Origin of the sequence: Qipengyuania proteolytica (assembly GCF_019711565.1) — a bacterium.
GTDB classification, from domain to species: Bacteria; Pseudomonadota; Alphaproteobacteria; order Sphingomonadales; family Sphingomonadaceae; genus Qipengyuania; species Qipengyuania proteolytica.
Genome location: NZ_JAIGNN010000003.1, coordinates 132,350 through 153,553 on the forward strand (window position 1 = coordinate 132,350; position 21,204 = coordinate 153,553).

General features: G+C 66.9%; 20 protein-coding genes. 11 read left to right on the plus strand and 9 right to left on the minus strand.

What is annotated here, in order from left to right:
* Positions 1-85: 85 nt before the first annotated feature.
* From K3172_RS14775 to K3172_RS14790, 4 genes are read right to left on the minus strand one after another with little or no spacing between them, the layout of a single operon-like run.
* Entirely contained in the window at positions 86-1,480 is a 1,395-nt protein-coding gene (locus K3172_RS14775) for a cytochrome P450 (RefSeq protein WP_221591406.1), read from the minus strand.
* Between the two features lie 38 nt (positions 1,481-1,518).
* Positions 1,519-2,547, minus strand: coding sequence for a ferrochelatase (hemH, locus tag K3172_RS14780; protein ID WP_221591408.1), 1,029 nt, complete (start codon positions 2,545-2,547; stop codon positions 1,519-1,521).
* 12 nt (positions 2,548-2,559) lie between these two features.
* A complete protein-coding gene (locus K3172_RS14785; protein WP_221591409.1) occupies positions 2,560-4,869 on the minus strand; it encodes a molybdopterin cofactor-binding domain-containing protein in 2,310 nt (769 codons plus the stop codon).
* Positions 4,848-5,810, minus strand: a complete 963-nt coding sequence (locus K3172_RS14790) for an Mrp/NBP35 family ATP-binding protein (RefSeq protein WP_221591410.1) — start codon at positions 5,808-5,810, stop codon at positions 4,848-4,850. Before K3172_RS14790 ends, K3172_RS14785 begins: the two co-directional genes overlap by 22 nt.
* Positions 5,811-5,927: 117 nt before the next feature.
* Here K3172_RS14790 and hflK point away from each other — a divergent pair, with 117 nt between their 5' ends.
* The 3 genes from hflK (at position 5,928) to K3172_RS14805 (ending at position 9,581) form a co-directional block, all read left to right on the plus strand.
* Positions 5,928-7,043 (plus strand): protease modulator HflK, encoded by a 1,116-nt coding sequence (hflK, locus tag K3172_RS14795; RefSeq protein ID WP_221591411.1) that lies wholly within the window; start codon positions 5,928-5,930, stop codon positions 7,041-7,043.
* A 1-nt stretch (position 7,044) separates the two neighbouring features.
* Complete coding sequence (gene hflC / locus K3172_RS14800; RefSeq protein WP_221591412.1) at positions 7,045-7,890, plus strand: protease modulator HflC; 846 nt, start codon at positions 7,045-7,047, stop codon at positions 7,888-7,890.
* 152 nt (positions 7,891-8,042) lie between these two features.
* Positions 8,043-9,581: a Do family serine endopeptidase gene (locus tag K3172_RS14805; RefSeq protein ID WP_221591532.1), complete on the plus strand. Its 1,539-nt coding sequence runs from the start codon at positions 8,043-8,045 to the stop codon at positions 9,579-9,581.
* Positions 9,582-9,657: 76 nt separating this feature from the next.
* Here K3172_RS14805 and K3172_RS14810 read toward each other — a convergent pair whose 3' ends face one another.
* Positions 9,658-11,829 (minus strand): transglycosylase domain-containing protein, encoded by a 2,172-nt coding sequence (locus tag K3172_RS14810; protein ID WP_221591413.1) that lies wholly within the window; start codon positions 11,827-11,829, stop codon positions 9,658-9,660.
* A gap of 85 nt (positions 11,830-11,914) precedes the next feature.
* The gene (msrB, locus tag K3172_RS14815; RefSeq protein WP_221591414.1) at positions 11,915-12,325 is read right to left on the minus strand and encodes a peptide-methionine (R)-S-oxide reductase MsrB; all 411 of its coding nucleotides are present in this window, start codon (positions 12,323-12,325) and stop codon (positions 11,915-11,917) included.
* Between the two features lie 214 nt (positions 12,326-12,539).
* On the opposite strand from msrB, the gene rpsT reads away from it, so the two are divergent.
* From rpsT to K3172_RS14835, 4 genes are all read left to right on the plus strand, one after another.
* Positions 12,540-12,800, plus strand: a complete 261-nt coding sequence (gene rpsT / locus K3172_RS14820) for a 30S ribosomal protein S20 (protein WP_221591415.1) — start codon at positions 12,540-12,542, stop codon at positions 12,798-12,800.
* Positions 12,801-13,335: 535 nt separating this feature from the next.
* On the plus strand, positions 13,336-14,745 hold the full coding sequence (dnaA, locus tag K3172_RS14825) for a chromosomal replication initiator protein DnaA (protein ID WP_247718257.1): 1,410 nt from the start codon (positions 13,336-13,338) through the stop codon (positions 14,743-14,745).
* A 134-nt stretch (positions 14,746-14,879) separates the two neighbouring features.
* A complete protein-coding gene (locus K3172_RS14830) occupies positions 14,880-15,290 on the plus strand; it encodes a DUF983 domain-containing protein (RefSeq protein ID WP_221591417.1) in 411 nt (136 codons plus the stop codon).
* On the plus strand, positions 15,287-16,051 hold the full coding sequence (locus tag K3172_RS14835) for a HesA/MoeB/ThiF family protein (protein ID WP_221591419.1): 765 nt from the start codon (positions 15,287-15,289) through the stop codon (positions 16,049-16,051). The genes K3172_RS14830 and K3172_RS14835 overlap by 4 nt, the downstream gene beginning before the upstream one ends.
* On the opposite strand, the gene K3172_RS14840 is transcribed toward K3172_RS14835, so the two are convergent.
* Positions 16,048-16,515 (minus strand): hypothetical protein, encoded by a 468-nt coding sequence (locus tag K3172_RS14840; RefSeq protein ID WP_221591421.1) that lies wholly within the window; start codon positions 16,513-16,515, stop codon positions 16,048-16,050. The two genes, K3172_RS14835 and K3172_RS14840, sit on opposite strands and share 4 nt — an antisense overlap.
* A gap of 64 nt (positions 16,516-16,579) precedes the next feature.
* A complete protein-coding gene (locus K3172_RS14845; protein WP_221591423.1) occupies positions 16,580-17,278 on the minus strand; it encodes an NAD-dependent deacylase in 699 nt (232 codons plus the stop codon).
* 35 nt (positions 17,279-17,313) lie between these two features.
* On the opposite strand from K3172_RS14845, the gene dapB reads away from it, so the two are divergent.
* The 4 genes from dapB to K3172_RS14865 are packed head-to-tail and all read left to right on the plus strand — an operon-like array spanning position 17,314 to position 19,957.
* On the plus strand, positions 17,314-18,042 hold the full coding sequence (gene dapB, locus K3172_RS14850; RefSeq protein ID WP_221591425.1) for a 4-hydroxy-tetrahydrodipicolinate reductase: 729 nt from the start codon (positions 17,314-17,316) through the stop codon (positions 18,040-18,042).
* A gap of 16 nt (positions 18,043-18,058) precedes the next feature.
* Positions 18,059-18,922 (plus strand): ion transporter, encoded by an 864-nt coding sequence (locus tag K3172_RS14855; RefSeq protein WP_221591427.1) that lies wholly within the window; start codon positions 18,059-18,061, stop codon positions 18,920-18,922.
* Between the two features lie 4 nt (positions 18,923-18,926).
* Positions 18,927-19,577, plus strand: a complete 651-nt coding sequence (nth, locus tag K3172_RS14860; protein ID WP_221591429.1) for an endonuclease III — start codon at positions 18,927-18,929, stop codon at positions 19,575-19,577.
* The gene (locus K3172_RS14865; RefSeq protein WP_221591431.1) at positions 19,577-19,957 is read left to right on the plus strand and encodes a hypothetical protein; all 381 of its coding nucleotides are present in this window, start codon (positions 19,577-19,579) and stop codon (positions 19,955-19,957) included. The genes nth and K3172_RS14865 overlap by 1 nt, the downstream gene beginning before the upstream one ends.
* Here the strand turns inward: K3172_RS14865 and K3172_RS14870 are convergent.
* The gene (locus K3172_RS14870) at positions 19,954-21,192 is read right to left on the minus strand and encodes a dicarboxylate/amino acid:cation symporter (protein ID WP_221591432.1); all 1,239 of its coding nucleotides are present in this window, start codon (positions 21,190-21,192) and stop codon (positions 19,954-19,956) included. The two genes, K3172_RS14865 and K3172_RS14870, sit on opposite strands and share 4 nt — an antisense overlap.
* Between the last annotated feature and the right edge of the window lie 12 nt (positions 21,193-21,204).

The following is a 21,204-nucleotide window of genomic DNA, read 5'->3' on the forward strand; positions in this document are numbered from 1 at the left end:
TCCGAAGTCATTGCGAGGAGCCGCAGGCGAGGCGGCAATCCAGAACGCGCTGGACTGGATTGCTTCGCTACGCTCGCAATGACTGTCAGAGAGCTTCCAGCCTGATCTGCAGCCCGTCCTTGGGCTTGGGGATCGGCCAGGCCTGCCATTCGGGATCGCCTCCAACCAGTTCGATCCGGTAGCGCGGCAGCAGCTGCGCCATCAGGATCTTCACCTGCATATAGGCGAAGTGCAGGCCGAGGCACATGTGCGCGCCGCCGCCGAAGGGAACCCAGGCATATTTGTGCCGCGCCTTCACCTTGTCGGGCGTGAAATGCAGCGGGTCGAAGCTCCAGGGATTGTCCCAGTGCTCTTCCTCGTGATGGACGAAGTGCGCGTTGATCCCGACATGCGTGCCGGCCGGGATGCGATAACCGCCATATTCGAATTCGCGCAGCGCGCGGCGCGGGGTCGAGGGCACGGGCGGGATCATCCGCAGCGCTTCCTTGAACGCCATCTCGGTCAATTCGAGCTTACCGAGGTCTTCGTAGGCAAGGTCGCGCGGCTTGCCGTTCGCGTCCGGCCCGCCGGTCACCGCCTCGACTTCCTGCCGCAGCTTTTCCTGCCATTCGGGATGCTTGGCGAGCAGCCAAACCAGCGAGGTCGCTGACGAGGTGATCGTGTCGTGCGCGGCCATCATCAGGAAGTTCATGTGGTCGACCACTTCGTCGACCGGCATCAGCGAACCGTCCTCATGCGTGGCGGTGGCGAACTGGCTGAACATGTCCTGCCCGCCGCCTTCGGCGCGGCGCCGATGCGTTTCCCTGGTGAAATATTCGACCAGGAATTTGCGCCCGTCGACACCGCGCTTCATCTGCGTGAAGGGCAGCGGGTGGCGCACCGGCGCGACGGCGGCCTGCACCATGTCGATGAAGGCGCGGTTGATCTTGTCGGCTTCCGGCCCCCATTCGATGCCGATGAAGCTGTCCGCTGCAAGGTCGAGCGTCAGTTCCTTGATCGACGGGTAGAAGCGCATGTCGCCGGTACCCCATGCCTCGACCTGGCGGGCGATCCCGCGGTTGAGGCTGCCCGAATAATGCCGCATCGGTTCGGGCTTGAAAGCGATCGAGAGCGCGCGGCGATCGGCGCGATGATGGTCGAAATCCATCAGCATCAGCCCGCGCGGGAACAGCTTGTCGAGGATCGGACCCCAGCCCTGTTCGGAAGAGAAGTTCTTGCCCCGGTCGAACAGCAGAAGTTCGTTCGCGTCGGCCCCGATCAGCGCGACCTGCCAGCCGCCGAAGGCCTTGGTCTTGTAGACCCGGCCATAGGTGTCGACCATGCGGCGGGTGAAGGCATGCGGGTCGGCCAGCATGCGGAAGGTGTTGCCGACCACCGGCCATCCGCCCTCGCCGGGAATGTGCGCGAGATCGGCATCGTCGATGCGGTGGTCCGACCAGTGGGTGAACTCTGCGGGCTGGTGCGGGGCGAGGGTGGCCATAGGTAGCTCCTGACAACTTACCGCAGTGTAAGTAATTCCTATTCGTTAATCCACCCCGACAGTTCGCGGCGGAGCATTTTCTCCAGCATCGCGAGCCCTGCAGCCGAGGTGTTGAGGCATGCGAGCGCGGCGAAATGCTCGCCGCCGGCCTCGAGGAATTCGTCGCGCCCTTCCATCGCCACTTCCTCGAGCGTTTCGAGGCAGTTGGCGGAGAAGCCGGGGCAGGCGACGACCAGTCGCTTGGTGCCCTTTTCAGCCTCGGCGACGAGCGTATCGTCGGTCGCCGGCTCGAGCCATTTGGCCCGCCCGAAGCGCGACTGGAAGGTGGTGACGAAGCGCAGGTTCGGCCGCGCCATCGCCGCTTCGAGCAGGCGCGCGGTCTTGCGGCACTGGCAGTGGTAGGGATCGCCGAGGTGCAGCGTGCGCTCGGGCATGCCGTGGAAGCTCAGCAGCAGCACCTCGGGCTCGAAATCGAGCTGGTCGAGCTGGCGGCTGAGGTCCGACGAGAGCGCCGCGATGTGTTCGGGATCGTCGTAATAGGGCGGCAGCGTGCGTAGCGCGGGCTGCCAGCGCATGCCTTTGAGCGTGTCGCCGACCTTGTCGACCACCGTCGCCGTCGTCGCGCCGCTGTATTGCGGGTAGAGCGGCGCGAGCAGGACGCGGTCGCAGCCCGCGTCCATCATCGCCTGCAGCCGGTCGGGCAGCGCGGGCTTGCCGTAGCGCATTGCCCAGTCGACCAGCACGCCCTCGCCCAGCCGCGCCTGCATCGCCTCGGCCTGCTGGCGGGTGATGACCGCGAGCGGCGAGCCTTCCTCGGTCCACACCTTCCGGTAGGCCGCCGCGCTCTTCTTCGGCCGCGTCGTCAGGATCAGGCCGCGCAGGATCGGCTGCCACACGAGGTCGGGGATTTCGACCACGCGCTTGTCGGACAGGAATTCGGCGAGGTAGCGCTTGACCGAGCCGACGTCGGGCGCGTCGGGCGTGCCGAGGTTGACGAGCAGCACGCCCACGCGGCCCGAGCGCACGCTCGGGTGGTCAGCGGGCAGGTTTTGCTCGCGCCAGGTCACGCGGTTCTCCTCTTAGAGCCCTTCCGACAGCAGCGGCAGGCGACGGAAGCGCATGCCGGTAGCAGAATACAGCGCATTGGCAATCGCGGGCGCCGCGACTGCCACCCCAAGCTCGCCGGGGTCGAAAGGTTCCGCCTCGCTGGCGACGAACTCGATCGTGATCTCCGGACTGTCGGCCAGTGTCGGCAGGCCCAGCGCGGCGAGGCGGTTGGGAACCGGCTTGCCCTCCTCGAAAGCGACGCTCGATCCATTGGCCAGCGAGAGGCCGAACAGCAGCCCGCCCTCGATCTGCTGGCGCGCGATGTCGAGATTGACGATCCGGCCGATATCGACCGCGGCGTGCAGGCGCGTGACGCGCACCCCGCCCTGCGCGAGCGAGGCCTGCGCGACGCAGGCGATCCGCCCGCCGCCATCCACATCGCCCGCAATGCCGTCCATCCGCACCATCGCAAGACCCTGTCCGGTCCCGCGTCGCCCGCCGTCCCAGTTCGCCATGCGCGTCGCGCGGCGCAGCACATCGGCCATCCGCGCCGACTGGCCGAGCATTTCCATCCGGTACAGGAAGGGATCGCGTCCCGCCTTCTCCGCCAGCTCGTCGACGAAGCATTCGGTGAAGAAGGCGGTGTAGGCGGGCGCATTGCCGCGCAGCCGGCCGGTCGGCAGGTCGATCGGCACGGGCAGATGCTCGACCGACACATGCTCGATCGCATAGGGCGGATAGGCGCCCTCGCAGGCCATGGCGTCGCTCTCGTCCGCGGCTCCGCGGATCGCGGCCTCGGGCGTCATATTGGCGAACAGGCGATGACCGAATTCGCGGTTCGTCGCAGGGCTCGCAATGCGGGCGCGCCAAGCGGCGACCCGGCCACCGGTGGCCGGATGAAACGCGGCTTCGAGCTCCGCCACCACCGGCGTGCGCGGCGGGACCGCCTGCAAGTCCTGCACGCGCGGCCAAGTGAGCTGGACCGGCCGGCCGATCTGCTGCGCGATCTGGGCGACCTCGATGGCATGGAGCTTTTCCAGCCGCGCATCGAAACTGCCGCCCGCGGCCGTCGGGTAGAGCACCACGTCGCGCTCCGACAGGCCGATCGCCTTCGCCGCGGCCCGGCGGGTCAGTTCGGGTGCCTGCGCGGCGATCCACAGCTCGAGCTTGCCGTCTTCCAGCCGCGCGGTCGCGGTCGCGGTTTCGATTGCCGCATGCACCGCGGGGGCGATGGAATAGCGCTGCGCATGATCGGGCCGCGCCATCAGCGCGCCCGCATCGCCCAGCGCCTGAACCGGCTGCGGTTCGACCTTGCCGAACGCCTGTTCGAGCGCCGCTTCGGCTGCCGCGCTTTCGACCGGCGGCGGCCCGCTGAACACCGGGCGCAGGCGCTTCAGTGCCTGTTCCGCGATCCACCAGCTCTCTCCCACCGCAGCGAGCCAGCGCTTCGAGCGCACCACGCCGACCAGGCCGCGCATGCCGGCGACCGCATCGGCATCGAACTGGGTCAGCTCGGCGGAGCCCCAGGGCTTGTGTCGGATCGAGGCGTAGACGAGGCCGGGCAGGCGAATATCGCCCGCGAACAGGAAGCTGCCGTCGACCTTGGCCGGCAGGTCGAGGCGCGGGAAGGCCGGCGCGAGCTCCGCTTCGCCCGCCACGGGCTGCTCGGCGGCAGGCTCGACGCGCAGCGGCGGCGGATCGGGCGGATCGAATTCGGCTGCCTCGAACACCAGCTCGCCAAAACTCGCGCGCTTGTCCCCGCTGGAAACGATCCCGTTCGCGACTTCGCACTCTTCCCAGGCCACGTCCCACCGGTCGGCGGCGGCCATCGCGAGCATCGCGCGGGCGGAGGCTGCCGCTTCGCGCAGCGGCGCTTCGAAGGCGGCGAGCGAGGTGCCGTCGGCGGTGGCGATGAAGCGGTTGTCGCGCGCGAACCTCTCCGCCAGACGGCTGTCCGGCTCGCCCGCAAAGGAGGGCAGGCGCGACCACATTCCGGCCCACTTCGCCGCCAGGGGGACATTGGCATAAAGTCCGCTCGGCGGCACGGGTTCGACCCCGACCTGCCGCCAGTCCGCCCCGAGCTCGACAGCGACGATCTGCGCAAGGATCGTGGTGACGCCCTGTCCCATTTCGAGCTGGGGGACGGCCACGGCCACCACCCCGTCGTTACCGATGGTGATCCAGCCGCCGAAAGCACGCTCGTTTGCGCCGGGCGAGAGCGGGCTCGCATAGTGCCGCGGCCAGAGCCACCAGGCAACGGCAAGCCCGCCGCCCACGGCAGCTCCGGCGACGAGCTGGCGCCGGGTGACCGGGAGGCCGCTCAGCGTGTCGCGCCAAGCCATGCGTCGAGTTTTTCGGCGATGGAATTGAAGGGTTCGGCCATAGGGCCATCACTCGCGGCAGGCGGATCGCCGCTGTCGCCGCCCTGCCGGATCGCCATATCGAGCGGGATGCGCCCGAGGAACGGCAGTTCGAGCCGGCCCGCCGCCTGCTCCACCCCGCCCTTGCCGAAGGGGTCGGACACTTCACCGCAATGCGGGCAGGCATAGCCCGCCATGTTCTCGACCAGCCCGATCACCGGTACGCCCGCCTGGTCGAACAGCTGGCCCGCGCGCGCGGCGTCGATCAGCGCGAGGTCCTGCGGGGTCGAGACGATCACCGCGCCCGCGGGCTTGAACTTCTGCAGCATGGTCAGCTGGACGTCGCCCGTGCCCGGCGGAAGGTCGACCAGCAGCAGCTCGGCATCGCCCCAATGCGCGTCGACCAGCTGGGTCAGCGCCCCGCCCGCCATCGGCCCGCGCCAGGCGATCGCGCGACCCGGTTCGACTAGGTGGCCCATCGAAAGCACCGGAACGCCGAAGCGGCTCGGCACCGGCTCGAGCTTCTCCTCGCGCGCAACCGGCTTGGCGCCCTGGTTGCCGAGGATGACCGGCTGCGAGGGGCCGTAGATATCGGCATCGACCAGCCCGACCTTGCGGCCCCGGCGCGCGAGCGCGATGGCGAGATTGGCGGTCAGCGTGGACTTGCCCACCCCGCCCTTGCCGCTGCCGATGGCAATCAGCCTGCGCGCCTTGCGCTCCGCCGTCATCGCCACGCGCACTTCGTGTACATCGTCGCGTGCGGAGAGCACGTGGCGGATCTGCGCCTCGAGCGCGGTGCGCGCTTCGTCGCCGAGCCCGCCGGCGTCGACCACGGCAATGGCCCGCCCCTTGGCAATGGTTACGGCGGTGATACGGTCCGCGATCTCGGCGGGAAACAGCGCTTTGGGGTCGGTCGAGCTCATGGACAGCGCTGCTGTATCATCAAAAAGCGCCGTTCAACCCTGTTTTTCCGGCAAACCACACCTATAAAGAATGCCATGAGAACGATGGACGGGTTCGGACAGAGGATCAGGCTGGCAATGGCCGGTAAGAAAAGCCCCTGGGGCAAAGGCTCGGGCAGTGGCTCGGAAGAGCCGACGGGAGAGAGCGACGGCGACAGCGGGGACAAGACCCGTGGCCCGCGCAACCCCTGGCTGCCGCCGGGTTCGGGCGGCGACGGGCGCCGGACGCCCAATATCGAGGACATCTTCAAGAACCGCGGCCCCGAAGGTCCGCGCCGCAGCGGCGGTGGCGGTGGCGGCCCGGGTTTCCGCTTCCCCGAGCGGCCCGGCGGCAAGAGCTGGTTCCCGGTCGCCGTGGCCGGCATCATCGCGGTTGGCGTACTCGCCACCAGCGTCCACCTGATCGGCCCGCAGCAGCAGGCCGTGGTGAAGACCCTGGGCGACTACACGCGCACGATGGATCCGGGCCTCAATTTCTCGCTGCCTTTCCCGATCGAGACGGTCGATGTCGAGGACGTGCAAGGCGTGCGCCCGGTGCGCATCCCGGGCAGCAACAATGCGGTCAAGCTGATCCTGACGGGCGACCAGAACCTCGTCGACCTCAGCTATATCGTGCGCTGGAACATCAAGGACCTCGAGGACTTCAAGTTCCGCCTCGTCGCGCCGGAGGAAACGGTGAACGAGGTGGCCGAAGCCGCGATGCGCGCCTCCGTTGCCGAGAAGAACCTCGACGAGACCTTCTCCGGCCAGGGCCGCGCCTCGATCGAACAGGACGTGCGCGAGCGCATGCAGCGCACGCTCGACGCCTATCAGGCGGGCATCCGCGTACTCGGCGTCGAAATCGAGAAGGCCGACCCGCCGAGCCAGGTGGTCGACGCCTTCCGCGACGTGCAGGTCGCCGAACAGCAGGCCGACGCGCTGCGCAACCAGGCGCAGGGCTATGCCCAGCAGGAACTCGCCCGCGCCGAGGGTGAGGCGGACGCCTTCAACAAGGTCTACGAGGAATATCGCCTCGCGCCGCAGGTCACCCGCCAACGCCTCTATTACGAAACCATGGAGCGCATCCTGAGCGAAACCGACAAGACCGTGGTCGAGACGAACGGCGTGCAGACCTATCTCCCGCTCCCCGAAATCCGCAAGCGCGCGCAGGGGGCTGAGCCCACTACCACCGTCACCGCACCGGGAGGACAGTAAGATGGGCCGTCTGTGGGAAGATCATCGCCTGACCATCATGGCCGTCGGCGCGCTCCTGGTGGGCCTGCTGATGAGCGTCTATGTCGTTCCCGAAGAGGAACAGGTCGTCATCGTCCGAACCGGTGAACCGGTCGGCACGGTCAATACGCCAGGCGGCACCAAGGGCCCGGGCCTCTATCTGCGGGCACCCTTCATCGACAAGGTGGTGCGCATCGAGCGCCGCCTGCTCGACCTCGAGATGAACGACGAGGAAGTGCTGTCGAACGACCAGCAGCGCCTGCTGGTCAACGCCTTCGCGCGTTTCCGCATTTCCGATCCGGTCCGCATGGTCGAACGCGCCGGTTCGACCGAGGGCGTGCGCAGTGCGCTCGAGCCGATCCTCAACTCGGTGCTCCGCCAGGAACTCGGCCGCCGGACCTTCCAGGCCATGCTGACCGCCGAGCGCGGGTCGGCACTGGCCAATGTCCGCGCCAATCTCGACCGTCAGGCGCGTCAGTATGGCGCCGAAGTGGTCGACGTGAAGATCATGCGCACCGACCTGCCCGACGCGCCGCTGCAATCGGCCTTCCGCCGGATGGAATCGGACCGCGAGCGTGAAGCCCGGGCGATCCGCGCACAGGGCGGCCGCGATGCCCGCATCATCCGCGCCGAAGCCGATGCCGAGGCGGCCAGCATCTATGCCGACGCTTTCGGCAAGGACGCCGAATTCTACGACTTCTACCGCGCCATGCAGAGCTACGACACCACGTTCGGCCCGGCCCGCGAGGGCGAGGCACCGAAAGGCGAGAGCAGCATCATCCTGTCACCGGACAATGAATACCTGCGGCAGTTCCGCGGGCGGCGTTGACCGTTCGTCGAGCGCAAGGCGCGCCGTTCAAACGGCGTTCAGCGCCGCGGCGCAGTCTGGCGCGGAGGAACTTGCGGTACGAAGCGCGGTAGACTGACTGCGCGGTTTCGTGCCGCCACTGGTTTGAAGAAAACGAGAAGGACGTGAAGCCTGTGCGATATGCATATTCCGTGACGAGTGCGCTCCTGGTCGGGGGCGCGGCGATTTCGCTGGCGACCGGCTATCCCGCCGGCGCGCAGGTGGCGCAGAACGACGATTCCCACATGGCCCGCGTGGTCCCGCGCGCAGGCGCGCCCGAAAGCTTCGCCGACCTGACCGCACAGCTCCAGCCGGCCGTGGTCAACATCTCGACCCGCCAGCGGATCGAGGTGCAGCAGAACGCCAACCCCTTCGCCGGCACGCCGTTCGAAGGGCTGTTCGGCCGTCGCGGCCAGCAGGGGCAGCAGCAGGAGCCGCAATATCGCGAGGGCCAGTCGCTCGGCTCGGGCTTCATCATCTCGGCCGACGGTTACGTCGTGACCAACAATCACGTCGTCAGCCCCACTGGCCGCGGCACGGTCGAGGAAATCACCGTCACCATGCCCGACGGTACCGAATACGAAGCAGACCTGGTGGGCACCGATGCGCAATCGGACCTCGCAGTTCTCAAGATCAGCCGCCGCGAGGCCTTTCCCTTCGTCACCTTCGGCGACAGCGCACAGGCGCGCCCCGGGGACTGGGTGGTCGCGATCGGCAACCCCTTCGGGCTCGGCGGGACCGTGACCAGCGGGATCGTTTCGGCGATCCAGCGCAACACCGGTTCGGGCGGCGCCTACGATCGCTACATCCAGACCGACGCCGCGATCAATCGCGGCAATTCGGGCGGTCCGCTGTTCGACATGCAGGGCAATGTCATCGGCATCAACAACGCGATCTTCTCGCCCTCGGGCGGCAGCGTGGGCATCGGTTTCGCGATCCCGGCAGAGATCGCCGCGCCGATCGTGCAGCAGTTGCGCGACGGGGTGGAAATCCAGCGCGGGTATCTCGGCGTGAACATCCAGCCGGTCACCGAGGATCTCGCCGATTCGCTCGGCATCGACCGCAATCGCGGCGAGTTCATCCAGTCGGTCCAGGCGGGCGAAGCAGCAGACAAGGCGGGCATCCAGCCGGGCGATATCGTACTGCGGGTCAACAATCGCGACGTCACGCCCGAACAGACGCTGTCCTTCCTGGTCGCGAACATCCGTCCCGGTACGACCATCCCGGTCGAACTGATCCGCGACGGCGAACGTCGCCGCGTGAACGTGACCGTCGGCAAGCGTCCGAGCGAGGAGGAACTGCGGCAGCAGCAGATGTTCGATCCCGAAGGCGACGACGGGGAAGAGCAGATGCAGCCGGGCGACAGCTCCGCGATCGAGGAAAAGCTCGGCCTGCAGGCACTGCCGATCACGCCGCAGATCGCCCGGCAGCTGGGCGTCGATACGGGCCTGCGCGGTCTTGCCATCGCCGGCGTTGATCCGAATTCGGACGCCGCGCGCAAGGGCCTCCAGCGCCGCGACATCATCCTCACCGCTAACTATCGCGCGGTGACCAGCCTCGAAGATCTCGAGGCCGTGATCCGCACCGCCGAAAGCGAGAACCGCGAGGCTGTGCTGCTCCGCGTGCAGCGCAGCGGAATCGCCCCGCGCTACATCGCGGTCCGGCTACGCTAGGCGCCAGGCCAGTCCGAATGAAAAGGGCCCCTCGCCACGCGGCGGGGGGCCCTTTCTCTTTGCGCCAAGATCGCGGTCACTGCGGGCGGATCACCCGCACCGTCGGGCTCGGCGTCGGCCGCGGCTGGCGGCGCGCGCCGGTCGCCTCATCGAGGAAGTCGTCGCCGACCGCCTGCGGCGCCCCGTCGGCACCGCGCGGTGGCTGCTGCGGCGCACGCGGTTCGCGCGTCCGGTCACCCTCGCCCGGGCCCGGAAATGCCTCGCCGAAGGGGTCGCGCTGCTCGCGCTCGGCATCGCTCAGCCCGGGTTCGATCAGATTGCCCTGCTCGTCGATGAAGTAATAGTCGTCGGGGTCGCCGAGGAGATATTCGTCGTCCGGTTCCAGCTGCCATTCGGGCAGCTTGAGGTCGGTGTCGAACTCCTCCACCGGGCGGTCCTTCACCGCATAGCGCATGTAGGCGGCAAAGGCCTTGGCCGGCGCCGTGCCGCCCTGCAGCCCGCCGACGCGGCCATTGTCGTCGCGGCCCATCCACACGCCCGTGGTGATCCCGCTGGAGAAGCCCACGAAATAGCCGTCCTTGTTCGAACTCGTCGTGCCCGTCTTGCCAGCGACCGGTCGGCCGATCTGCGCCGCGCGGCCGGTGCCGGTGTTGACCGCGGTCTGCAGCAAGTCGGTGATCCCGGCGGCGACATAGTCCGGCACCAGCTGGCTCTGCCGCTTGCGCTGGTGTTCGTAGAGCAGCTCGCCGGCGGCGGTGGTGACCTTCACGATCCCGTAGGGCTCGACTGAGGCGCCCTTAGCCGAGATCGCGGCAAAGGCGCGCGTCATGTCGAGCAGGCGGACCTCGTTGGATCCCAGGACCATCGAGGGATAAGTGTTGATCGGGGTCGACACCCCGAAGCGCCGCGCCATCGAAGCGACGGTGCCGAAGCCGACCTCGTTGCCGAGCTGCGCCGCAACGGTGTTGATCGAATAGGCGAAGGCGGTCCGCACATCGATCTCGCCGACATTGCGCCCGCTCGAATTGCGCGGGCTCCAGCCATCGATCGTCACCGGCGTATCGACGACGCGGTCATCGGGCGTGTAGCCCGCTTCCAGCGCGGCGAGATAGACGAACAGCTTCCAGCTCGATCCCGGCTGGCGCAGCGCGTCGGTCGCGCGGTTGAAGCTCGTCTCGACATAGTCGGTGCCGCCGACCAGCGCGAGCACCGCACCGTCGCGGTCGAGGCTGACGAGGGCGCCCTGCGCCCCGCCCGGCGTGTTCGACTTGATCGCCGCGGTCGCGGCCCGCTGCATCCCGACATCGATTGTGGTCCAGACCTCGATCGGCTCGAACGTCTCGGGCAGCAGCAGGTCGAGCTGCGGCAGCGCCCAGTCGGTGAAGTAGCGGACCGAATTCTGGCTCTTCTCTTCCTTGAGGTTCACTGCCGAAGGATCGACCGTGACATCGGCGGGAATCCGTCCCTGCTCCTTCATGAGTTGCAGCACCACGCTGGCGCGGGCGACGGCAGCATCGACGTCGGCGGTCGGCGAATAGCGGCTGGGCGCCTTCACCAGCCCGGCGATGATCGCCGCCTCTGCGGTCGACAGTTCGGTGGCCGGATGGCTGAAGAACTTCCGGCTGGCGGAATCGATGCCATAGGCGCCGCCGCCGAAATAGACCTTGTTGAGATAAAGCTCGAGGATCTGTTCCTTGGAGAACTTCCATTCCAGAGCCATCGCGAGGATCATCTCGCGCGCCTTGCGGTCGAGCGAGCGGTTGTTGTTGAGAAAGACGTTGCGTGCGAGCTGCTGGGTGATCGTCGAGGTCGCGGAAATGCGCTCGTCGCCCGTCACCGCCTCGTAGACCGCGCGGCCGAGACCGTAGGGGTCGATGCCGGGATGCGAATAATAGCGCCGGTCCTCGACCGAGATCATCGCATCCTTCATCACCTGCGGGATCTCGTCGGCGGTCAGCCATTTGCCGAAGCTGGGCCCCAGTTCGACGATCTCGGTACCGTCACGCGCACGCACGACGATCGTCTGCGCGGTTTGCGTGGCCTTGAGCTGGTAATAGCTGGGCATGGAGCGCGCGGCGAAGGCCACGGCTAGGCCGAGGAACAGCGCACCGAGCAGCGCGAGCGCGCCGCCCCAGACGAACGCGCGGCGGATCCACAGCTTGAAGCGGCCTTCCGGCTGGTCGGCTTCGGCGCGACGGGCCCTCTCGCTGCGCGCCGCCTTGGCGCGGCGGCTACCTCTTTTTTCCATATCCCGCGGGAAATCCCTTAGCTGCTCGCCGCCCTATATCGGCCACAATCCAGCATGGCGAGGGGTAACCCCCGCTGAACGGGGATCAATCGCCCTTCTCTTCGGGTTCGAACTCCAGCGCCGCGCTGTTGATGCAATAGCGCAGACCGCCCTGGTCCGGCGGGCCGTCGGGAAAGACATGGCCGAGGTGCCCGTCGCAATTGGAACAGGTGACTTCGGTTCGGATCATGCCGTGCGAGGTGTCGCGGTGCTCCTCGACCGCTTCGCCCTCCGCCGGCTTGGTGAAAGCGGGCCAGCCGCAGCCGCTGTTGTACTTGGCATCGCTTGCGAACAGCTTCTGGCCGCAACCGGCGCAGTAATACTCGCCGACATCGTAATGCTTGTCGTACTTGCCGGTGAAGGCACGTTCGGTCCCCGCCTGCCGCAGTACGGCATATTGTTCGGGGGTCAGCTGTTCGCGCCATTCGGCATCGCTTCGGGTGGTCTTTTCGGTCACGCGCGGGTTCCCTTTGCTCGTCGGCTTCCTATGTAGGCAATCGGCCGGGACATTCCACCGTTCCGCGCCAGCGCGAGGGGATCGCCACATTTGCTTGACGATTCGCAGACCCGCCGCTAAGTGCGCCGCTTTCCGGCGGCCCAGGGGCTGCCCTTTCGCAACGCCCAGACGAGATTATCGCCGCGCATGTCAGTGCGGCCTGACGAGGACAGATATGGCCAATACGCCGCAAGCCAAGAAGCGCATCCGCCGCAACGAACGTCGTGCCGAAGTCAACGGCGCCCGCATGAGCCGCATCCGCAACTTCATCAAGAAGGTGGAAGTGGCGATCGAAGGCGGCGACAAGGATGCCGCCAAGACCGCACTGCAGACCATGCAGCCCGAACTCGCGCGCGGCGTTGCGCGCGGCGTGGTTCACAAGAACACCGCGGCCCGCAAGATGAGCCGTCTCAGCAAGCGCGTCGCCGCTCTCTGATTCGCCGGCCCGGATCCTGCAGCGGCCGATCCGGCGGCGCTGCCGGACCGATTCCAGGACAGTTTCGCAAGGGGCTCCCGCCTTTGGCCGGGGCCCCTTGTCGTGTCTGGCGCGGCTTTGCTCTCGCAGGGGCAACCGGCATGCAGCCAAACCCCAGCGTTTCCCACGATTCGCACCCTCCTCGGGGCATAAATCATCGATTTCCAGTGACTTGAACGGCGGTCTGCGGGCTTGACCCGAGTCAACAAGTTTATTTCGGATTTATTGCAGTTATCCCCCTTGCGACTCATTCGGCCGCCTGCCTAAACATGGCTCATCGGCACGGGACGGGACAGCCTGGGCCTCACATTCGAACTGTTCAGGGGGGACCTCCGGGGGGCATCGATTCCGGAGCCGGGCGACGCTTTGCCCGCAGACCTTGCACAGTGATTATCTGGATCGGACGCCGTGGGAAGCGTCGGCTTGGGGGACTTGAATACCGATGGGCAAGAATATCGACGCTGCAAATGCAAAACAGAAAACGCGGGACGATTTCATGGAAGATAGCGAAGCTGTAAACCTGGCGGCCGACTGGTCGGACATCAGCCAGGGCCTGCGCAAGGATCTCGGGCACCAGCTTCACAGCCAGTGGATCAAGCCGATCCAGGTGGGCGGCATCAACAAGGACACCGGCACGCTCGACCTGTTCCTGCCGACCGAATTCAGCGCCAACTGGGTCAAGGACCGCTTTGCCGACCGGCTGAGCCTCGCGTGGAAGATCGCGCGCAGCGAAGTGCGCCACGTCAATATCCAGGTTCACCCTGGCCGCCGCCAGGTTGCCGACCTGCGCCTCCATTCCGACGGCCGCCGTCCGGCGAACGACGGCGATCATTCGATGATGGCGATCAGCGCCGACACGCTGGGCGATGCGGGCTTCACCTCGAGCGTCGGGCTCGACGCTTCGCTGACCTTTGCCGCCTTCATCACCGGTGAAGCCAATGTGCTGGCCTTCAACGCGGCGCAGCGCATGGCCGCGACCGAGAAGCCGCAGTTCAGCCCGCTCTACCTCAAGGCCGCGACCGGCCAGGGCAAGACGCACCTGCTTCACGCCATCGGCCACAGCTTCCTTCAGGCGCATCCGCGCAGCCGCATCTTCTACTGCAGCGCCGAACGCTTCATGGTCGAATTCGTCCAGGCGCTGAAAGCCAACCAGATGCTGGAATTCAAGGCCCGCCTGCGCAGCTTCGACCTGCTGCTGGTGGACGACATCCAATTCATCATCGGCAAGGCGAGCGCGCAGGAAGAGCTGCTCTACACGATCGATGCGCTGCTGGCCGAGGGCAAGCGGCTGGTCTTCGCCGCCGACCGCGCGCCGCAGGCGCTCGACGGGGTCGAGCCGCGCCTGCTCTCGCGCCTGAGCATGGGCCTCGTCGCCGACATTCAGGCGGCGGACATCGAGCTGCGCAAGAAAATCCTGCACTCCAAGCTCACCAAGTTCGCCCCGCTGCAGGTGCCCGAGGACGTGCTCGACTTCCTCGCCCGCACCATCACCCGCAATGTGCGCGAGCTGGTCGGCGGCCTCAACAAGCTGATCGCCTATGCCCAGCTGACGGGTCAGGAAGTCTCGCTCCAGCTCGCCGAAGAGCAGCTGACCGACATCCTTTCGGCCAACCGCCGCCGGATCACGATCGACGAGATCCAGCGCACCGTGTGCCAGTTCTACCGCATCGACCGCTCGGAAATGAGCAGCAAGCGCCGCGCGCGCGCCGTGGTCCGTCCGCGGCAGGTGGCGATGTACCTGTCCAAGGTGCTGACCCCGCGCAGCTACCCCGAAATCGGGCGCAAGTTCGGCGGGCGCGACCACTCCACGGTGATCCACGCAGTGCGCCTGATCGAAGACCTGCGCCAGCGCGATGCCGATATGGACGGCGATGTGCGCAGCCTGCTGCGGCAACTGGAAAGCTGAGAGAATAAGCCCTGGACGGCTTGGGGGAAGCTCCCGGGCCGTTCGGTTCGCATCCACACGCCACACACCGCATGTCGACAGCCTTGTTCACAGGGCTGTCGACAGGCGTTCCACAGCCTGCCAACAGGCTTTCCATGGTCGATCCACAGAGCAAGCCCCTGCCCGCCACGGTCTGGCAAGCCATGCTGCGCGGCGCACTGGGCCGCTGCCCACGCTGCGCCGAGGGGCGGCTGTTCCGCAAATGGCTCAAGCCAATCGATACCTGCGCGACGTGCGGCCTCGACATTTCCGGACAGCGCGCGGACGACCTGCCCGCCTACATCGGTATCTTCGTCACCGGTCACTTGCTCGCCCCGGTCATCATCGCGCTCGTCACCGGCTTCGCCCTGTCGGCATGGGCGCTGCTCGCGATCATCATCCCGCTCGCGGTCGTAATGCTCATCGGCCTGCTCCAGCCATCCAAGGGCGCGGTGATCGGCCTGCAATGGTGGAACGGCATGCACGGCTTTCGCAAGGAACGCAGGCCAGAGGAAACCGACGCGTGAGCCTTTCCGAAGACCGGCTCGACCGCTTCGCCCGCCATATCGTCCTGCCCGAGATCGGCGGCGCAGGGCAGGTCGCGCTGGCGGGCAAGCACCTCGTGCTGGTCGGCCTCGGCGGGATCGGCTCGCCCGCGCTGCAATATCTCGCCGCGGCGGGAATCGGCAAGCTGACGCTGGTCGACGACGACAAGGTCGAGGCCTCCAATCTCCAGCGCCAGACCCTGTTCAATACGCGCGATATCGGTCATGGCAAGGCGGTCATCGCCAAGCGCTGGGTGACCGGTTTCGACCCCGCGCTCGACGTTACGATCAGCGACCGGCGGATCACGGCCGAGAACGCGCACCAGCTGGTGATCGGCGCCGACCTCGTGCTCGACGGGACCGACAATTTCGCCACCCGCCTCGCCGTCTCGGACGCCTGTGTCGCCGAACGCGTTCCGCTGCTCTCCGCTGCCGTCGGGCGCTTCCAGGGCCAGGTCGGCGCCTTCGCCGGGCACCTGCCGGGCGAGGCCTGCTATCGTTGCTTCGTGGGCGATGCCTTCGATGCCGAGGATTGCGACACCTGCGCCGAAGACGGCATGCTCGGCGCGATGGCCGGCTGGGTCGCCACCTTCGCCGCGATGCAGGCGGTGCGCGTGCTGCTGGCAGGCGTGGGCAATATGGGCGACCCCGAGTGGGGCAAGGTGCACCTGCTCGACGGGCTCAAGCCCGCAATGCGCAGCTTCAGCATTGCGAAGGACCCTGCCTGCAGGGGCTGCGGCTAGTTTGCCGCATCCTCCCGGCGCTGAGCGTTGAGCCGGTCCAGAAGGTCGGTCTTGCGTTCCGGATCGGGTCTGCAGGTGCCGCTGCCGCCGCCCGGGTTCTCCTCGCAAATCCTCCCTAGCCGGTCGCGACCCGGCTCCGGCTCGCTCAGGAACAGGTTATAGATCGCGTAGGCGGCAAGCGCGGCGGGAATGAAGATCGCGAGCGAAATCCAGGTCGACGCGGCGCCGCGGACCGTTTGTCCGGCCCGGCGCTCCTGAAGGCCGCCGCGGGCCGTGCGCACCCCTCCCACCAGACCGCCGAACGCGAAGGCTGCGAGGATGAACGGGAGCGCCAGCGCGAGACCGAGGGCGTAGAGCCAGTCGTTTCCGGTCAGTACGCAGGTGTCGCAATAGAGGAACCTGTAGATCAGGTAGAAATAGGGGGCGCTGACCAGCGCGACGATGACGGCCATCCTGCGCGACATGGCCCGATCCTAGCGAAAGCCTACGGCAATTCCAGCCACGCGGCCCCTCCACCCCACAGGCGCGCTAGGACAATACCTGCCCGACCCACGCCGGCACCAGCTCGCTCGCGCGGCCGAGCCGCGTTTCGTGGAAGCGGTGCGAGCCCTCGCTGCGTTCGAGATTGAGTTCGAGCGTCTGCACGCCAAGGTTGCGCGCGTCGCGCACGAAGCCCGCCGCCGGATAAACCGCGCCCGAAGTGCCGATGCTGACAAACAGGTCCGCCCGCCGGATCGCGGCGTAGATGCGCTCCATCTCGTAGGGCATTTCGCCGAACCACACGACATCGGGCCGCAACGCGCTCTCCCCGCAGCAGGGGCATGGCGGGCGGTCGATCAGCGGCCCGGTCCAGGGCGTGCGGACGTCGCAGGCGGTGCACCAGGCGTTGAGGTGCGTGCCGTGCATGTGGAGCACGCGCTTGGCCCCCGCCCGTTCGTGGAGGTCGTCGACGTTCTGAGTGACGATCAGCAACTCGCCGTCCCATTCGGCATCGAGCCGCGCGAGCGCCTCATGCGCCGGATTGGGCAGCTTGGTCTGGATCGCCTCGCGCCGCATGTCGTAGAAGCGCAGCACTAGGTCGGGATCGCGCGCGAAACCTTCGGGCGTGGCGACGTCCTCCACCCGGTGCTGTTCCCACAATCCGCCTTCGCTGCGGAAGGTATCGATCCCGCTTTCGGCCGATATCCCCGCACCGGTCAGGATCACGATGTTGCGCAAGTCCGCCATGAGGGCCATGAACCACAAGCACCAAGGGAGTGGCAATGGCGCGTATCGGAATAATCGGCAGCGAAGGGGCGATGGGTCACGCCCTCGCCTCGGTGATCGAGGCCAGCGGGCATGAATTCGCCGGCGGGATCGACAAAGGCGGCGATCCGGCGCGGCTGGCGGATCATAGCGACGTGCTGGTCGATTTCTCCGCCCCCGGCGCGTTGCAGAACAACCTTCACGCCGCGATCGGTGCGGGCATCCCCATGGTCATCGGCACCACTGGGCTCGAGGCGCATCATCACGATGCGATCGACAATGCCGCACGCGCGGTGGCGATCCTGCAGACCGGCAATACTTCGCTCGGCGTCACCCTGCTCGCGCATCTCGTGCGCGAGGCGGCGGGCCGGCTCGGGCCGGACTGGGACATCGAGATCGTCGAGATGCACCATCGCCGCAAGGTCGACGCGCCGAGCGGTACGGCCCTGCTCCTCGGCGAGGCGGCTGCTGCGGGTCGCGGGATCGATCTCGCCAGCAATCGCGAAAGCGGGCGCGACGGGCACACCGGCGCGCGCAAGGAAGGCGCGATCGGCTTTGCGGCGCTGCGGGGCGGCACGGTCGCGGGCGAGCACAGCGTGATCCTCGCGGGCGAGCAGGAGCGGCTCACGCTCTCGCATAGCGCGGAAAACCGTGCCATCTTCGCGCGCGGGGCGGTGAAGGCGGCCGAATGGCTGATCGGCAAGGCCCCGGGTCGCTACCGTATGGAGGACGTGCTCGAACTTTGAAGGGGAGGCGAAGGCGGTGACGGGCGGCTTGCGATCATTCCTGCACGAGCAGCTCTTCGTCGGCGCGCATCCCGACGGGCGGCTGACGGTGCTCAACCGCCTGGTCATCGTCACCATCCTGCTGGCCGTGGCGGCCGCGGCGCTCTCGACCGAGCGCAGCATTCCGGAAGACGGCCATCGCGCGCTGGTGATTGCCGAGCTGGTCTTCGGCGTAATCTTCCTCATCGAATACTGCGCCCGGATCTACGCCGCCGCGGAAGAGCCCGGCACCGGCGGCCCCTGGGCGCGGCGCTGGCGCTTCATCCGTTCGCCGCTCGGCCTGATCGACCTGTTCGTCGTCCTCGTGGCGCTGGCCCCACTGGTGACGGCGGACGCGGCGGTGCTGCGCACCTTCCGCCTGCTGCGCGTCTTCGCCGTCGCCAAATTCGGGCGCTTTTCCTATGCGGTCAGCGAGTTGTGGGCCGCGATCGTCGATCGCGTGGACGACCTGATCATCACTGCCGCCGTCGCCTTCGTGCTGGTGCTGTTCGGCGCGACCGCGCTCTATCTGGTGGAGGGGCCGATCCAGCCCGAGGCGTTCGGCTCGATCCCGCGCGCGCTCTACTGGGCGACGATCACGCTGACCACGGTGGGCTATGGCGACGTCACGCCGATCACGCCGCTGGGCAAATTCTTCGCGGCGGGCCTCGCCATGACCGGGATCGCCTTCGTCGCCATGCCGACCGGGATCATCGTCGCGGCCTTCTCCGACGCGATGCAGCGCCGCCGCGATCACCTGATCGAGGACATGCGCAAGCACCTTCAGGACCTCGAGATCGAGGACGAGAAGATCGAAGCCAAGATCGCCGCGCTCGAACGCGGACGGGGGCCGCGCCGCTGACGCCATGACCAAGGACCAGATCTTCGAATTCTTCCGCCGGCTGGCGGAGGACAATCCTTCGCCCGAGACCGAGCTGGAATATGGCAATTGCTACCAGCTGGTGGTGGCGGTGGCGCTCTCCGCGCAGGCGACCGACGTGGGCGTAAACAAGGCTACGCGCGCGCTGTTTCGCGAGGTCGAGACACCGCAGCAGATGCTCGCGCTGGGCGAAGATGGGCTGAAGGAGCACATCAAGACCATCGGCCTGTTCAACTCCAAGGCGAAGAACGTGATCCTGCTCTCGCAGTTGCTGGTCGACGATTACGGCGGCGAGGTGCCCGACACGCGCGAGGACCTCGTGCGGCTGCCCGGCGTGGGCCGCAAGACCGCCAATGTCGTGCTCAACTGCTGGTTCGGGCAGGAAACCTTCGCGGTCGACACGCATATCCTGCGCGTTGGCAACCGCACCGGCCTCGCCAAGGGCAAGACGCCCGAACAGGTCGAAGCGAAACTCGAAAGGCGCGTGCCCCAACCCTTCCGCCTCGGCGCGCATCACTGGCTGATCCTGCACGGCCGCTATGTCTGCAAGGCGCGCACGCCCGAGTGCTGGCGATGTCCGGTGGTGGATTTGTGCAGCTACCGGAAGAAGGTTCGGGAGAAGCCAAAGGGGCGCTGATGACTAGACTGAACGCGGATAGCCTTGTCACCGAGATCGATGCCGGAGCTCAGTTTGGCGGTTCAAACGCAGTGGCCGGCTCTCTGTGCGCGCGAGCGGCACCCAAAGATGAGGTTTGGAATAAGGCTGTCGGCGCGGTGAGAGACGATCTGCTCACTGCGGGCCACCGCGAACACCTGATAAACCAATTTCGCAATACCTTCTTGGCGATGCCAAATGGCAAGCAGGGGCCATGGCGGTTGGCATGGCTCATGCTGCGGGAAGCTCAAGATATCGACTGGGAGTTGGCCGAGTATTTGATCCTATGGTCTCGGGAAATGGGACTGAGTGACGATCAAATTATCGACGCGTTCCGCGAGAACCAGTTAAGCCAAGCCTAAACATCATCCGCCGAGACCATCTCGCCCCGGTCGATCTCGCCCGTCATCACCGCCACCGTCGTCGCCACGGCCGCATCGCCGCTGACGTTGGTGGTGGTGCGCATCATGTCCATGATCCGGTCCACCCCGGCGACGAAGGCGATCGTCTCCAACGGAACGCCGACCGCGCCGAAGACCAGCGCCATCATGATGAGGCCCGCGCCCGGGATGCCCGCGGCGCCGACCGCGCCGAGCGTCGCGAGGATCGAGATGAGGAAATAGTCGCCCATCGTCAGGTCGACGCCGAAGATCTGCGCGCCGAACAGCGTCGCGAGGCCGAGATACATCGCGGTGCCATTCATGTTGATCGTCGCGCCCAGCGAAATCACGAAGCTCGCCACCGAGTTCGACACGCCGAGGTTGCGCTCGGCACAGCGCAGCGTGACCGGCAGCGTCGCGTTCGACGAAGCCGTCGAATAGCTGACCGCCATCGCGTCGATGATGCCGCGAAAGAAATCGCGCACCGGCAGCTTGGCGAGGAACTTGATCATCGCCGAATACATCACGAAAATGATCAGCAGGCAGCCGAGATAGTTGAGCGCCACCAGCTTCGACAACGCGATCAGCGCGTCCATGCCCAGCGTGCCCGCCACCCAGGCCATCAGCGCGAAGACGCCGAAGGGGGTCAGCTCCATTACGATCATGGTGACCTTCTGCATCACCACCGAACCGCTATCGAAGATCTTCTGGACCGGCTCGCCATCCTTGCCTGCCATCAGGATGCCGATGCCGATCAGCATGGAGAAGACGATCAGCGGCAGAACCGCGACGTCCGCCATCACCTGCACCGGGCTTTCGGGCACGATCGAGAGGATCATGTCGACCGCCGTGGTCGGATTGGGCTCCGGCGTCGCGCCCTTGGCGATGGCCGAGGTGTCCACGCCCGCCCCCGGCTGCGCGAAGGTGCCGAGCGCGAGGCCGAGCCACACCGCGATCTGGCCGGTGACGACGAACAGCAGCATCGCCCTGCCCCCGACCGCGCCGAGCTTGCGCAAGTCGCCGATCGCCGCGACGCCGGAGACGAGGCTGAAGAAGATCAGCGGGACGACCAGCATCTTGATCGACTTGATGAAGAAGTCGCCGATCCACTTGATCGTTTCCGCTTCCGGACCCCAGGCCCAGCCGGTGAGGACACCGAGGATGAGCGCGGTCAGCACGCGCTGCCACAGCGGAATTTCGAACCAGGTCTTCAGCATGCGGCCCTACCC

Coding starts and splice junctions, on each gene's coding strand:
- K3172_RS14775 (WP_221591406.1), bottom strand. CDS start 1,480: ATGGCCACCCTCGCCCCGCACCAGCCCGCAGAGTTCACCCACTGGTCG.
- K3172_RS14785 (WP_221591409.1), bottom strand. CDS start 4,869: ATGGCTTGGCGCGACACGCTGAGCGGCCTCCCGGTCACCCGGCGCCAG.
- K3172_RS14790 (WP_221591410.1), bottom strand. CDS start 5,810: ATGAGCTCGACCGACCCCAAAGCGCTGTTTCCCGCCGAGATCGCGGAC.
- hflK (WP_221591411.1), top strand. CDS start 5,928: ATGGCCGGTAAGAAAAGCCCCTGGGGCAAAGGCTCGGGCAGTGGCTCG.
- hflC (WP_221591412.1), top strand. CDS start 7,045: ATGGGCCGTCTGTGGGAAGATCATCGCCTGACCATCATGGCCGTCGGC.
- K3172_RS14810 (WP_221591413.1), bottom strand. CDS start 11,829: ATGGAAAAAAGAGGTAGCCGCCGCGCCAAGGCGGCGCGCAGCGAGAGG.
- rpsT (WP_221591415.1), top strand. CDS start 12,540: ATGGCCAATACGCCGCAAGCCAAGAAGCGCATCCGCCGCAACGAACGT.
- dnaA (WP_247718257.1), top strand. CDS start 13,336: ATGGAAGATAGCGAAGCTGTAAACCTGGCGGCCGACTGGTCGGACATC.
- K3172_RS14830 (WP_221591417.1), top strand. CDS start 14,880: ATGGTCGATCCACAGAGCAAGCCCCTGCCCGCCACGGTCTGGCAAGCC.
- K3172_RS14840 (WP_221591421.1), bottom strand. CDS start 16,515: ATGTCGCGCAGGATGGCCGTCATCGTCGCGCTGGTCAGCGCCCCCTAT.
- K3172_RS14845 (WP_221591423.1), bottom strand. CDS start 17,278: ATGGCGGACTTGCGCAACATCGTGATCCTGACCGGTGCGGGGATATCG.
- dapB (WP_221591425.1), top strand. CDS start 17,314: ATGGCGCGTATCGGAATAATCGGCAGCGAAGGGGCGATGGGTCACGCC.
- nth (WP_221591429.1), top strand. CDS start 18,927: ATGACCAAGGACCAGATCTTCGAATTCTTCCGCCGGCTGGCGGAGGAC.
- K3172_RS14865 (WP_221591431.1), top strand. CDS start 19,577: ATGACTAGACTGAACGCGGATAGCCTTGTCACCGAGATCGATGCCGGA.
- K3172_RS14870 (WP_221591432.1), bottom strand. CDS start 21,192: ATGCTGAAGACCTGGTTCGAAATTCCGCTGTGGCAGCGCGTGCTGACC.